At 61.0% G+C, this 12,484-nt stretch carries 13 protein-coding genes; 6 read left to right on the top strand and 7 right to left on the bottom strand.

The features are described from left to right. Positions 1–521 precede the first annotated feature (521 nt). Positions 522–1,628: a TRAP transporter substrate-binding protein gene (locus tag ABK249_RS33220; protein WP_037155812.1), complete on the bottom strand. Its 1,107-nt coding sequence runs from the start codon at positions 1,626–1,628 to the stop codon at positions 522–524. A 308-nt stretch (positions 1,629–1,936) separates the two neighbouring features. Here ABK249_RS33220 and ABK249_RS33215 point away from each other — a divergent pair, with 308 nt between their 5' ends. Further along, positions 1,937–2,710, top strand: a complete 774-nt coding sequence (locus tag ABK249_RS33215) for a gamma-glutamyl-gamma-aminobutyrate hydrolase family protein (RefSeq protein ID WP_210056688.1) — start codon at positions 1,937–1,939, stop codon at positions 2,708–2,710. 15 nt (positions 2,711–2,725) lie between these two features. Here ABK249_RS33215 and ABK249_RS33210 read toward each other — a convergent pair whose 3' ends face one another. Then, positions 2,726–3,748 carry a LacI family DNA-binding transcriptional regulator gene (locus ABK249_RS33210; RefSeq protein WP_227703809.1) on the bottom strand — a complete coding sequence of 341 codons (1,023 nt, stop codon included), beginning with the start codon at positions 3,746–3,748 and terminating at the stop codon, positions 2,726–2,728. 125 nt (positions 3,749–3,873) lie between these two features. Then, positions 3,874–4,368, bottom strand: coding sequence for a MarR family winged helix-turn-helix transcriptional regulator (locus ABK249_RS33205; protein ID WP_348864882.1), 495 nt, complete (start codon positions 4,366–4,368; stop codon positions 3,874–3,876). Positions 4,369–4,452: 84 nt separating this feature from the next. Between ABK249_RS33205 and ABK249_RS33200 the strand changes: the two genes are divergently transcribed. The 5 genes from ABK249_RS33200 (at position 4,453) to ABK249_RS33180 (ending at position 8,226) form a co-directional block, all read left to right on the top strand. After that, a complete protein-coding gene (locus ABK249_RS33200; RefSeq protein WP_348864881.1) occupies positions 4,453–5,244 on the top strand; it encodes a creatininase family protein in 792 nt (263 codons plus the stop codon). A gap of 65 nt (positions 5,245–5,309) precedes the next feature. After that, positions 5,310–5,567 (top strand): type II toxin-antitoxin system Phd/YefM family antitoxin, encoded by a 258-nt coding sequence (locus tag ABK249_RS33195; protein ID WP_227705197.1) that lies wholly within the window; start codon positions 5,310–5,312, stop codon positions 5,565–5,567. Continuing rightward, entirely contained in the window at positions 5,564–5,962 is a 399-nt protein-coding gene (locus ABK249_RS33190; RefSeq protein WP_227703811.1) for a type II toxin-antitoxin system VapC family toxin, read from the top strand. Before ABK249_RS33195 ends, ABK249_RS33190 begins: the two co-directional genes overlap by 4 nt. 121 nt (positions 5,963–6,083) lie before the next feature. Next, positions 6,084–7,178 (top strand): CobW family GTP-binding protein, encoded by a 1,095-nt coding sequence (locus ABK249_RS33185; RefSeq protein WP_227703812.1) that lies wholly within the window; start codon positions 6,084–6,086, stop codon positions 7,176–7,178. 61 nt (positions 7,179–7,239) lie between these two features. Next, positions 7,240–8,226 (top strand): WD40 repeat domain-containing protein, encoded by a 987-nt coding sequence (locus ABK249_RS33180; RefSeq protein WP_037155796.1) that lies wholly within the window; start codon positions 7,240–7,242, stop codon positions 8,224–8,226. 402 nt (positions 8,227–8,628) lie between these two features. Here the strand turns inward: ABK249_RS33180 and ABK249_RS33175 are convergent, their stop codons facing one another. The 4 genes from ABK249_RS33175 to ABK249_RS33160 all read right to left on the bottom strand — a co-directional run. Beyond that, entirely contained in the window at positions 8,629–9,792 is a 1,164-nt protein-coding gene (locus ABK249_RS33175; protein ID WP_348864880.1) for a GGDEF domain-containing protein, read from the bottom strand. A 188-nt stretch (positions 9,793–9,980) separates the two neighbouring features. Continuing rightward, positions 9,981–11,045 (bottom strand): serine hydrolase domain-containing protein, encoded by a 1,065-nt coding sequence (locus tag ABK249_RS33170; protein ID WP_348864879.1) that lies wholly within the window; start codon positions 11,043–11,045, stop codon positions 9,981–9,983. 204 nt (positions 11,046–11,249) lie between these two features. Continuing rightward, complete coding sequence (locus ABK249_RS33165; protein ID WP_227703814.1) at positions 11,250–11,939, bottom strand: OmpW/AlkL family protein; 690 nt, start codon at positions 11,937–11,939, stop codon at positions 11,250–11,252. 271 nt (positions 11,940–12,210) lie between these two features. Further along, on the bottom strand, positions 12,211–12,484 hold a 274-nt coding region (locus tag ABK249_RS33160), incomplete at its 5' end, for a hypothetical protein (protein WP_415926501.1).

The raw sequence follows: 12,484 nt of genomic DNA, 5'->3' as shown, positions 1-12,484 counted from the left end.
CCTAAGGTCATCCGAAAAGGGTCTCGCCATCCTGGCCGGCCTCCTGCACCGGCCTGAATAGTGAATCTGATTTGCTCACAAAAGGGAATCCCCATGCCGATTCCGCCTAAATTCATCCCGCTCTAAGTCGGTGAAGCCCCTCTTCACCGATGCCCGGCTGGCCGCAGAGCGTGCTGCTTCTGCCCACAAACGCTGCAAGCATGGACAATCACGTGTAGTTGCCGAGACGGCACAACCCATCGCAACCGCCAAATTTCCCACAAAGAAAAACCCGGACCTTTCGATCCGGTGTCAGACTGCTGACAAAGGGCGATAACTTCTCTTTCGTCATGCTCGGGCCTGTCCCGAGCATCTAACCACGTCTATATTTCGAAATTATCCCAATATACCAATATCTTGGTAAGCGGCAGCAGATCCTCGGGACAAGCCCGAGGATGACGTCCTGCATGCCGGGAGGTTTGTCAACAAGCTGACCCCGGACCTTTCGATCCGAGGTTCCTGAAACCAGGCTCGATGACCGGTCAGAGCTTGCCGCTGCGCTGCTGGATCATCATGAAGGTGTCGTAGGTGTATTCCGAAAGCTGCATCCAGAGGTAGCCCTCCCGCTTGAACGCCGCCTGGTCCTCGTAGATCTTCTTGAACCACTCGTTCTTCGACGAGATGTCCTTGTAGACATCCATGGCCGAATTGAAGCAGGCCTCGAGGATGTCCTGGCTGAACGGGCGCAGGATCGTGCCTTCACCGACGAGCTGCTTGATTGCCACGGGGTTCTTCATGTCGTACTTCGCCATCATGTTGGTGTTGGCGAAGGCGCAGGCGTCCGTCAGCGCGGCCTGGTAGTTCTTCGGCAGGTTGTTCCACTTGTCGAGATTGACCATGGCGTGGATAACCGGGCCGCCTTCCCAGAACGCCGGATAGTAGTAATATTTGGCGACCTTGTAGAAACCGAGTTTGTGATCGTCATAGGGACCGACCCATTCGGCCGCGTCGATCGTGCCCTTTTCCAGCGCCGGATAGATGTCGCCGCCGGCAATCTGCTGCGGCACCACGCCGAGCTTCTCGACCACGCGACCGGCAAGACCGGCAATACGCATCTTGACGCCCTTGAAGTCGTCCACCGTATTGATTTCCTTGCGGAACCAGCCCCCCATCTGCGCGCCGGTATTGCCGGCAATCATGCCGTAGAGGCCGTGGGTGGCGTAAAATTCGTTCAGGAGCTTGTTGCCGTTGCCCTCGTAGAACCAGGAATTCGTCAGGCGGGCATTGGGGCCGAACGGGATGGCCGTGCCGATGGCGAAGGTCGGGTCCTTGCCGACATAGTAATAAGAGCAGGTATGGCACATTTCGACCGTCGCGGCGCTGACGGCGTCGGCCGCCTGAAGGCCCGGAACGATCTCACCGGCCGCATAGGTCTGGATGGTGAAATTGCCGTCGGTTGCGGCGGCGACATGCTTGGCGATGTCTTCCGCGCCGCCATAGATGGTGTCGAGCGACTTCGGGAATGAAGACGTCAGACGCCAGGTGAGCTTCGGGTTCGTCTGCGCGATGGCCGGCGCGGCCAACGTCGTTGCAGCGGCAGCCCCGACCCCCGTCACGGCAGCCTTTTTGAAGAATGAACGACGATCCATAAAATACCTCCCATAAAGATGAAACCGCAGGGTTATCCGTTCCCATCCCCCCGGCTCTGCCGCGAAGTAAACATGTTGCTCAATGGGTTGCAAGCACTGCCCCCGATAATCCTTAATACCGGCAGGTCTTTTGACCTTAGACTTTCGTCGCACCCGGTCGGAAAGGAGATTATTGAAGAAATTCAACGGAGAATTGCTTATTCTTTGTGCAATATCCGACGCGGGACCATGCCGCGAACTTGACTTGAAACGGCTTCCGGCGTCACAAGAAGCAAGGCGCTTGCCGCCTGCTTCACGTGGAGATTCCAATGCCGAAACCGATCGTCGCCGTGCCCGCCGACATCCGCGAACTGGACGGAGCCATCTGGCACGCCACGCCGAACCAATATGTCCAGGCGGCGCTGAAAGTGGCCGAGGTGATGTCCTTCATCATTCCGGCGTTCGAAGAAGGCAACGAGATCGACGCCATCCTCGACCGGGTCGACGGCGTGCTGGTTTCCGGCTCTGCGACGAACGTCCATCCATCTCTCTACGGGAGGGAAGCCAGGGATAGCGACGGCCCTTTCGATCCCGCCCGGGACGCGACATCCCTGCCGCTCATCCGCAGCGCCATCGACAGGGGCATCCCGCTGCTCGCCATTTGCCGTGGCATCCAGGAGCTGAATGTGGCGCTCGGCGGTACGCTCGCAAGTGAAATACAGGAGCAGCCGGGCACATGGGACCATCGCAAGCCGGATGTTCCCCATCGCGACGACATGTATGCCATCCGCCAGCCGGTCTTCGTCCGGGAAGGCTCCTGCATTGCGAACCATCTCGGCCTTTCAGGCGAGGTCCAGGTGAACTCGCTTCACCGCCAGGCGATCGCCGAAACCGCACCGCGGCTGAGGGTCGAAGCGACGGCAGAAGACGGCACGATCGAAGCGGTATCGGTGATCGATGCGAAGAATTTCGCGGTCGGCGTGCAGTGGCATCCGGAATACTGGGCGGAAACCGATGCCCCCTCCCGCGCGCTCTTTAAGGCTTTCGGCGACGCCGTGCGAACCTATGCCGCCCGCAAGGCGCTGGCCAGCGTCGCCGCCTGACGGACATTGCCCGCGTCAGCTCCGCGGCTTGTAGATGCCCGTGGACTGGCGGATGCGCATTTCCGGCTTGATCAGGTGGAGGCCATCCGGCTCGTGGCTGCCGGCCAGCCGGTCGAGCAGTGCGCGCGCCGCAAGCCTGCCGACTTCCGCCTGGCCGTTGGAAACCGTGGTCAGGGCCGGCGTGGCGATCGAGGCCTCTTCCAGATCGTCGTAGCCGGTCACCGAAATGTCCTGGCCCGGCACGAAGCCGGCGCGGGCAATGCCGTTCATCAGGCCGATCGCCACGAGATCGTTCCAGCAGACAGCTGCCGTCGGCTTCTGCGGCAGAGAGAGGAAATTCACCGCCGCCTCGAAGCCCCCCTGCTTGGAACGCGGGCCGGGAATGCGCAGGTTGGGATCCACCTCGATGCCCGCCTTGCGCAACGCGTTGACATAGCCCTGGTAACGGTCACGGCCGGTCGAGGTCTGGTCCGTGCCGCCGATCATGGCGATGACCCGGTGCCCGAGCCCGATCAGATGGTTGGTGGCGAGCGAAATGCCGTAGCTGTCGTCGCCGCGATAGGTGGGCAGGTCGACCCCTTCCATGGAGCGGGCGACAAGGATCGCCGGCATGCCGTTCTGCTCGCAGAGCTTGACGTCCTCGACAGGCGTGCCGATCGCCGGCGACATGATCACACCGTCGCCGCCGAGTTGCAGCAGGGTTTCGATGAAGGTCCGCTGCTTCTCGACCGAATCGTAATGATTGGAGAGAATGAACGTGTGGCGGCTGCGGTCGAGCTCACTTTCGATCGCCTTCAGGATTTCGCCGTAGAACGGGTTCATGATGTCGTGCACCACGACCCCGATGATGCCGGAGCGGGAAGTCCTGAGGCTGGCGGCGCGGCGATTGTAGATATAGCCGAGCGCGCGCGCCTGTTCCTTGATCTTTTCGCGCGTATCGACCGCCACGAGCGGACTGTCGCGAAGTGCAAGCGAAATGGTGGCGGTGGAAAGACCGAGGCTCTCGGCAATCGTCGACAACTTGATCTTCTGCGCCATTTCCCCCCTCGTCACCGGCCGCTTTTGCTTTTCAGGTGCCGGAATTAAATTTTAAATAAACAATTTAATTCCACACGACAATCCTGTGATGGCAATTTTTCAGGGTCGCATCACGCTCGCCAAGGTCAGTCGTCGGCGAGCGCAGGCTGGAGATTGTGTTCGACGGCCTTGAGCAGCTTCAGAAGCGTGCGTACCTCCTTGTCGGAAAGGCCCTTCACCGCAAGCGAACCGCAATCGGCGACCGAGCGGCCGATCTGTTCGACGCTTTTCAGGCCGATATCCGTCAGGTGCACGTTCGTGAGCCGGCCGTCGGTTCCGTCGGGGCGGCGCTCCAGGAATCCCTGCGCCTCCATCCGGCCGATCGTGCGCGTCATGGTCGGCGCCTTCACGCCGAGTCTTGCGGCAAGCTGTCCGGGGGTCAGCCCGTCCTCCTCGGCAAGCGCCAGAATGACGCCGTCCTGGCCGGCATAAAGCCCGCTCTCGCCAAGGCTGCGACTGAGCGCGGTGCGCATGGATCGCGCCGCCTGCGTGATCGCCGGAGCGAGGTCGGCGGCCGAAAGGCTATCGAGCCCTTTCTTCTTGCCCGACTTGGCCTTCTTCTCACTCTTCTTCTTGCTCATCGGCTCCGCCTGTTTTGTGCTGTCGGATTTTAGCCTTATATCAGCTTCGCGCTATCCATACCGAAACCGGGAAATTACCGCCAGATGCCGCACCCCTTGCCACGCTATCATGACAATGATCCAACAGGTGCGTCCACAGAAAGGCGCAACTGGATCGCCGTCCTGCCGCTCGGGGCGCATGAACAGCACGGTCCCCACCTGCCGTTCGAAACCGATGCGCTGATTGCCGAGGGGCTTGTCGCACGGCTCATTCCCGCCCTCCCCGCCGGCCTGCCGGTGACCTTCCTGCCGGTCGAGCCGGTCGGCTATTCGATAGAACACACGGATGTCGCCGGAACGAAAACGCTTGCCTTCGACGAAGCGGTCAACCGCTGGCTCGGCATCGCGGCGGAACTTCATGCAAACGGCATCCGCAAGCTTGTCCTGCTCAATGCTCATGGCGGCAATTCCCCGCTGATGACGATCGTCGCGACCGAGGCGCGCGTGCGCTTCGGCATGCTGGTGGTGGCGACAAGCTGGACGCGCTTCGGCCAGCCGGAGGGATGGATCAGGCCCGAGGACAAGGCGATCGACATCCATGGCGGCGATATCGAGACCTCGGTGATGCTGGCGCTTCATCCGGACAAGGTGGACATGACGAAGGCGGAACACTTCGGTTCCCGCCAGTCTGAGTTCGCGCAAGAATTCAAGCATCTGCGCGCCTATGGACCGCATGCCTTCGGCTGGAAGATGTCCGATCTCAACCCCAAAGGTGTCGCCGGCAATGCCGCCTCCGCAACCGCGGAACGGGGCGAGCGGCTCATCACCCACGCGGTCAGGGGCATCATCGAACTGCTGGAGGACGTGGCGAGGTTTGACGTGACGTGCCTGCAGTGATCATGCTTGAGCCGCAACGCCATCGATGCTATTTTGGACCAATTAAATGGACCAAGGAATACGGAATGGAAATCTCTGTGAGCGAGGCGAAAGCAAGCCTCACCGAGTTGCTTCATCGTGCTGAATCCGGTGAAGACGTTGTCTTGACGCGCCGGGGTCATAAGATCGCGCGGATCGTGCCGATCAAGCCCAGCCTGACAAGGGAACAGCGTAGGGCGCTCATCGACGAGATCAGAGCCATGGCACCGAAGCCTGCCGCGGATGATGTGCCCGCCGAGCGGAGTCAGGATTTTCTTTACGATGATGACGGCATGCCGGGATGATCGTTATTGACACCTCGGCATTGATTGCCATCGTCAATAACGAAGCGATGGCAATCGCCTGCCGGGAGGTGCTGGCAGAAGAAGTGAATGTTCTTCTGAATGCGGCGACCTTGACGGAAGCACTAATCGTCGCGCGGAGGAAGAAATGCCTTCCCGGTCTCACGGCGTTGATCGATCAGCTTCCTATCACCATCATCGAGGTCGACGAAATAAGAGCTGAACGAGCCGCCGCAGCCCATGCCCAATGGGGCAAGAACTTTCACAAGGCCTCCCTCAACTTCGGCGACTGCTTTTCCTATGCGACCGCCAAGGAATTCGACTGCCCGCTTCTCTATGTCGGTGACGACTTTGGCCGGACCGACGTAAGGTCCGCTATTTCGGCCGTCTCCACATGATGTGATCTTATAACATTCAAAACCCTTTGAAGTCGCCGCGGCTTGCCCTTATATGAGGCGGACCAATTTCCGCGCCCGCAATTGCGTACTTTGGGCGCTCCCACATCCCTCGAGGTTTTCCATGACCGAAACAGCCACACAGAAGCCCGTTCCCGTTACCGTGCTCACCGGTTATCTCGGCGCCGGCAAGACGACGCTCCTGAACCGCATCCTCTCCGAAAGCCACGGCAAGAAATATGCGGTCATCGTCAACGAGTTCGGCGAGATCGGCATCGACAACGACCTGATCGTCGAGTCGGACGAAGAGATCTACGAGATGAACAACGGCTGCGTCTGCTGCACGGTGCGCGGCGACCTGATCCGCGTGGTCGAAGGCCTGATGCGCCGCCCGGGCCGCTTCGACGGCATCATCGTCGAGACGACCGGTCTTGCCGATCCCGTACCGGTTGCCCAGACCTTCTTCATGGATGACGACGTGCGCTCCAAGACCGAGCTCGATGCGGTCGTCGCCCTTGTCGACGCGAAGCATCTGCCGCTGCGCCTCAAAGACAGCCGCGAGGCCGAGGACCAGATCGCATTCGCCGATGTCGTGATCATCAACAAGACCGACCTCGTCACACCGGAAGAACTGGCCCGGGTGGAAGACGTGGTGCGCGCCATCAACCCGGCCGCCCGCGTCTACAAGGCGAGCCGTTCGGGCGTCGATCTCGCCCGTGTTCTCGACCAGGGCGCCTTCAACCTGGAACGCGCGCTGGAAAACGATCCGCATTTCCTGGAGCACGGCCACGAAGACCACGTCTGCGGCCCGGACTGCGACCATGACCATCACCACCATGATCACGACCATCATCATCATCATGACCACGATCATGACCACCACCATCATCACCATGGCGACATGTCGCCGATCCATGACGTGACGGTGAAATCGATCTCGCTGCGCGGCGGGGAGATGAATCCGGAACGCTTCTTCCCCTGGATCCAGAAGCTCACCCAGACGGACGGCCCGAACATCCTGCGCCTCAAGGGCATCATCGCCTTCAAGGGCGACGAGGAGCGCTATGTCGTGCAGGGCGTCCACATGATCATCGAGGGCGATCACCAGCGCCCTTGGAAGGATGGCGAGAAGCGCGAATCCCGGCTCGTCTTCATCGGCCGCGATCTTGATGTCGAAAAGATCGAGAAGAGCTTCAAAGCGTGTGAGGCAGCGGCATGAGGCCGGAAGAAAATGTGAGGCGGTTTCCGGGTAACGGCAAGCCGGGGAGAAATGCAGCGTAATGCCGACTGTTGCACCGCTTGATTTGCAAGGCCATGTCGTCGCGGCCCATTTCCTCGGCGACATTCCATTCTTCGCCACAGCCGCCGGCACGATCCACCGCCTCGACAGCGGCGAAAAGGTCACCGAAGCCCATCAGGGCTTGCTGACCTGCATCCGCGATCCCTTCAGCCCGACGCTGATTACCGGCGGTGAGGATGGCAAGGTTTTCCGCATCGGCAAGGACGGCGCGGCAACTCTTGTTGCCGAAGCACCGCGCAAATGGATCAGCGTCGTGGCCGGCGGCCCGCAGAACGCTGTCGCCTATGCCCACGGCAAGTCGAGCTTCGTGCGCCAGAATGACGGTTCGCTGAAGGAATTTCCCGAGAGCCGCAGCATCGAAGGCCTTGCCTTTGCCGCCAAGGGGCTGCGCATCGCCGCCGCTCGTTACAACGGCGTGTCCCTACACTGGGTCGGCACCAATGCGCCGCCGGTCGATCTGGAATGGAAGGGAGCGCATACGGGCGTCACCTTCTCACCGGACGGCCGTTTCCTCGTCACGATGATGCAGGAAAACGCGCTGCACGGCTGGAAGCTGGACGGCAAGCCGGGCGAGAACCGCCACATGCGCATGACCGGCTATCCCGCCAAGGTGAAATCGCTCTCCTGGTCGCCGAAGGGCAAGTGGCTCGCCTCTTCCGGCGCGCCGGCGGCGATCGTCTGGCCGTTTTCCTCGAAGGACGGGCCGATGGGTAAGGCGCCGTTGGAGCTCGGCACCCGCGCCAATATCATGGTGACGCAGGTCGCGTTCCATCCGGCTGAAGAGGTGCTCGCCATCGGCTTTATCGATGGCATGATCCTGGGCGTCAGGATCGCCGATCAGAAGGAGGCGCTGCTCCGCCGTCCTGGTAACGGCGCGATTACGGGATTGAGCTGGAGCGCCAGCGGCAAGCTTCTGGCTTTCTCGTCGGAAGCGGGCGATTGCGGGGTAGTGGATATTTCCGCATAAATCAGCACAAAGACCCGCGGCGGAGAGAACTCCGCCACGGCCTGATCCCGAGGGGTGGGATGGGCAGGCAGTGGGTATTGCGTGGTATTGATGTCAGGCTTGTCCGCCTGCCCGATCGCTTCTGGCCTCATGCTTTCGCGGTCAACGGGAGGTGTCAGTTCCCGTTTTCCGGCGTGAGCAGGTCATTTGTCCTGACGACGCCTGACCGGCCTTCGCAACCATCACCGGGCGCCGGATTGCTTGCCCGTATGGCGACCGGTTCGCGACCCGGCTCCCTGCCCGATGACGAAAACAGAATAGCCGGCAGGCGAAACACGGGGATGCGGAGGCGCTATTTTTCCGCGGCCATCATTCAAATAACAGGAGAAATTCGTTCTGCGCCGGCGGTTTCGTCCCCGCCTCTCAAGCCGCGAGCACATCCTCCCTGAAGGCATCGACTCCGTTGCGCCCCTGCCGTTTGCGCGCATAGAGCGCCTGATCCGCCTTGTGAAGCAGGGCTTCGAGATCGACAGGCCCCGCACTTTCGGCCGCCGCCCCGATGCTGAGCGTTGGCAGGACCGACAGCCGGTCGCCGAGGCGGCGAAGCGAGGTGACGAAAGCGAGGCGGATATGTTCGGCAATCGCCACCGCCTGTTCGAGCGAACGCTCTTTCAGCACGATCACGAATTCGTCGCCGCCGTGACGGGCGATGAGATCACCATCGTCGAGCGCGTTCGCTGCAGACGATGCGAACGCCCGCAGCACCTCGTCTCCCATGGCATGGCCGTGGGCGTCGTTGAGCTGCTTGAAATGATCTATGTCGATCAGCAGCACGGCCAGCGGCTTCGGGGAAAGCTCGGCAAATGACTGCACCAATCCCCCACGGTTGAGCACGCCCGTCAGCGCGTCGCAATAGGCTGCAGCCCTGAGCCGGGCGCTTGCCCTTTCCCCCGCCATCAGCATGATGACCATGCTGCGGAGCGTGAGAAACACCATGGCCGAAAGTGCTACCCAGGCATGCACCGCGTCACCGCCGTTGAACAGGTTCCCGTCGCCCAGCAGGCCCGTCATCGCCATGGTGGAACGGCTGGCATAGAGCATTGCCGTCAGCACGAACAAGCCGACGGCAAGTTCCGCCGAATAAAGCTTCTCCTCCCGCCCGAGGCGATGGGCCTCCCGGGCGACCGCCAGATCAAGCAGGCAATAGACCGCCGAACCATAGGCAATGCGTTGGAGCGACGCATCATGGGCGCTGAAAATCGTAACGAAGGGGATGCCGAGCACGGCGATGATGAGGCTGCAATGGAGAAGGCTGACCGTGCGCCCGACGAAGATGCGCATGGATGCCGGCAGGAGCACGCAACCGGCGACCGTCAGGACATTGCCGAATTGAACCGTCATGGAGTCCGGCGCGATACTGCGAAGGGAAATTAAGAAGGAGCCGATCCCGACGAGGAAATTGCTGGCACTCCACCAGGCGAGCCAGCGCTCGAAGCGCCCTGTAAAATAGGCGGCGCACTGGAGCATGCCCAGCACCACGCAGGCAACCGCCGTCATCGCATATATTGTCCGGAGATCGAACGTCATGTGCTTCCCCCGCCAGGGTTGCAACCCGCCCAATTCGCATTCCGCAAGATGCGCCCGGCTCATCGGACGTGATCCGGCAGTTCCGGATGGATTGCGTATTTGGGAGGCCCAGCCCTAATCAAGGAAACCGTAATACGACCTCCTTTCGATATCGTGCGCGCAGTCGTTAGAATTTTATCGATTTCAACTCAGGGATGAGAATTCAACGCCTGCCGGACGACCCCGATGATCCCGCCAAGCAGATCGTGCAGATCGTCGCGATAGCCGTTGCGGGCGGAGGGACCGCTGTCGTCGGAGGTCATGACGACGGTGAGGTCGAGCGATGGAATGACATAGAGCATCTGCCCGCCATACCCCCAGCCGAACTTCACCTCCTCGCCGCCGATATTCCTGAGAAACCAGCCGTAGCCATAACCGTCGCCGGAAAAGCGGGAATTGGTGCGCAGCGTCCAGGACTGGTCGATCCAGTTCTTCGAGACGACCTGCACGCCGGATCTCGCCTTGCCGCCGTTGCGGTAAAGCTCGCCGAAGGCAAGCAGCGACCGGGCCGTCATCGCCATCTGATTGCCGCCGAGATAAATGCCTTGCGGGTCACGGTCCCAGGCGCCGATGCGGAAACCTTCGACCGGCGCCAGCCATTCGCGTGCCAGCGCCAGCGTCGATTTCCGGCCGACCCTGGTGAGGATCGCCGACAGCAGGTGCGTCGAGGCGGTGGAATAGAGCATACCGCCGCCCGGATCATCGTCGAAGGGCTGGGCAAGCGCGAAACGGACCCAGTTGCGGCTCGCAACCCAGCGGCCATAGTTCGGGCCGGACATGCGCCCGAGCCCCGCCTGCATCGAGAGAAGATGGCCGATGGTGATCTCGTGGATGCGTGGATCGGGATTTTGCGGCAGATCGGCTTTCAGGATCGGCGCGATCTTCTGGTCCGGGCCTTCAAGCAGCCCCTTGTCGATGGCGATGCCGACGAGGCAGGAGACGATCGATTTCGAGGCCGACTTGATGTTGCTTGAAGCATTGCTCGACCGGCCGTTGAACGCCCGTTCCGCGAGCATCTCGCCGCCGCGGCTGACGAGCACGACCTTCAACGGTTCGAGTTCCGCAGCTGCGTCGAGAACCGCTTTCAGCGCCATATCCTGTGGTAGCGCCGGCGGTTGCGGCACGGGCAGCGCGGAGGCTGCACCCTGCGCCAAACTCCGGGCAGCGGCAAAGACGAACGGCAGGGACAGGAAAGCAGCACGGCGCGTGATCATGTGCCGCAGGTTAGAGCATCGGATGAGAATTTGCAGGCACTTCTGTTGGCTCAAGCGCCGGATTCACGCCAAGGTGATGGGGTGTGAGAGGCGAAGGAGGACGCCACCCGCTGCCTCATTGGCGCGACGGCCGCCGGAAAAAGCAGGAAACGACGCGGCTTTCGCCGCGTCGTCCGCCTACCCACCGCCCTCGTTGTTCTTTTTTTAGAACCGGTAGGTGACACCCGCGCCGATCAGCCAGGGATTGATCTTCGCCTTGCCGCTGAGCGGGCCGAGGACGTCGTGATCGGCCTTCCAGTCGGTTTCGAGGAAGATCTTCTTGACGTCGAAGTTCACGCCCCAGTGCTGATCGATCATATAGTCGAAGCCCACCTGCAAGGCAGCGCCGACATGGTTTTCCACGTCGAGGTTATGGAACCCGGTCTTTTCCGACTGATTGTAGAAGAAGGTGTAGTTGACGCCCGCACCGACATAGGGCTTGAAGGCGCCGAAATCGGTGAAATGATATTGCAGCGTGAGTGTCGGCGGCAGGAGCCAGGCCCGGCCGACCGGAACGCCGACCGCGCCGTCTTCCTTGATGTTCGCATAGGTCGTTCCGAGAATGAGTTCGGCGGCGATGTTGTCGGTGAAGAAATAGGTGATGTCGAGTTCCGGGATCACCGAGTCGGAATAGGAAAGGTCCGAACCCGGAACGCCGTTCACCGAGCCCTCATCCTCAGTGATGACGCCCAAACCGCGTACGCGGATCTGCCACGGGCTTTGCCCAGTCACTGCTTCCTCTGCCACCGGGGCAGCCGGAGCCGGCGTCAGGTCCGCCGCCGCCGCCCCGAATGCGAAAAAAGCCGCACTGACGCCTGCGAGCCATCTCAGATGCCGTACACCGCTCATGTTCATTTAACCTCTCCTTGAATCAGCAATGATCTTTGCAGAAAGAGCGGTAGGCCTGGGAAAAGAGGGACGGTTTGATCAGGATCAACCGCTTGCCGGGGGAGGCCGGCTTATGAGGCGGAGTGGCAAATTTGTCGCATAAAAAGCCGCAGACTGCTGACAAAACCAAGAGCGGCAACTCCTCTTTCGTCATGCTCGTCCTCGGGTTTAACCCGAGGATGTCCCGAGCACCTACCCACCTCAAAATTTTCAAAATTATCGCTATATAATCAAAAATTTAGCAAGCGACGGCATATCCTCGGCAGAAGCCCGCGCAACTGTGTTGTTGGTTGTCAAAGCTCGAATGCTTTGTTGTCCCGGATGGCGGCCTTGAGGGTGACGAGCAGCCGGCATGCGGCTGGGCCAGGCGGATACGCGCGCTCTTGCGCATCTCCACCAATTGGTCACGGCGTTCCATCAGGTCGCGCAGTTCCAGCCGCTCCGGCTCCGGTCGCACCTGTGCCGGCAAGTCCATCGTCACGCCATAGCGCGCCAGAATGTGGGCATCGACC

The sequence above is a fragment of the Neorhizobium phenanthreniclasticum genome (assembly GCF_040066075.1).
Taxonomy (GTDB): Bacteria; Pseudomonadota; Alphaproteobacteria; order Rhizobiales; family Rhizobiaceae; genus Neorhizobium; species Neorhizobium petrolearium.
Note: the sequence above shows the minus strand (reverse complement) of the source record. Positions and strands in the feature narration are given on the sequence as shown.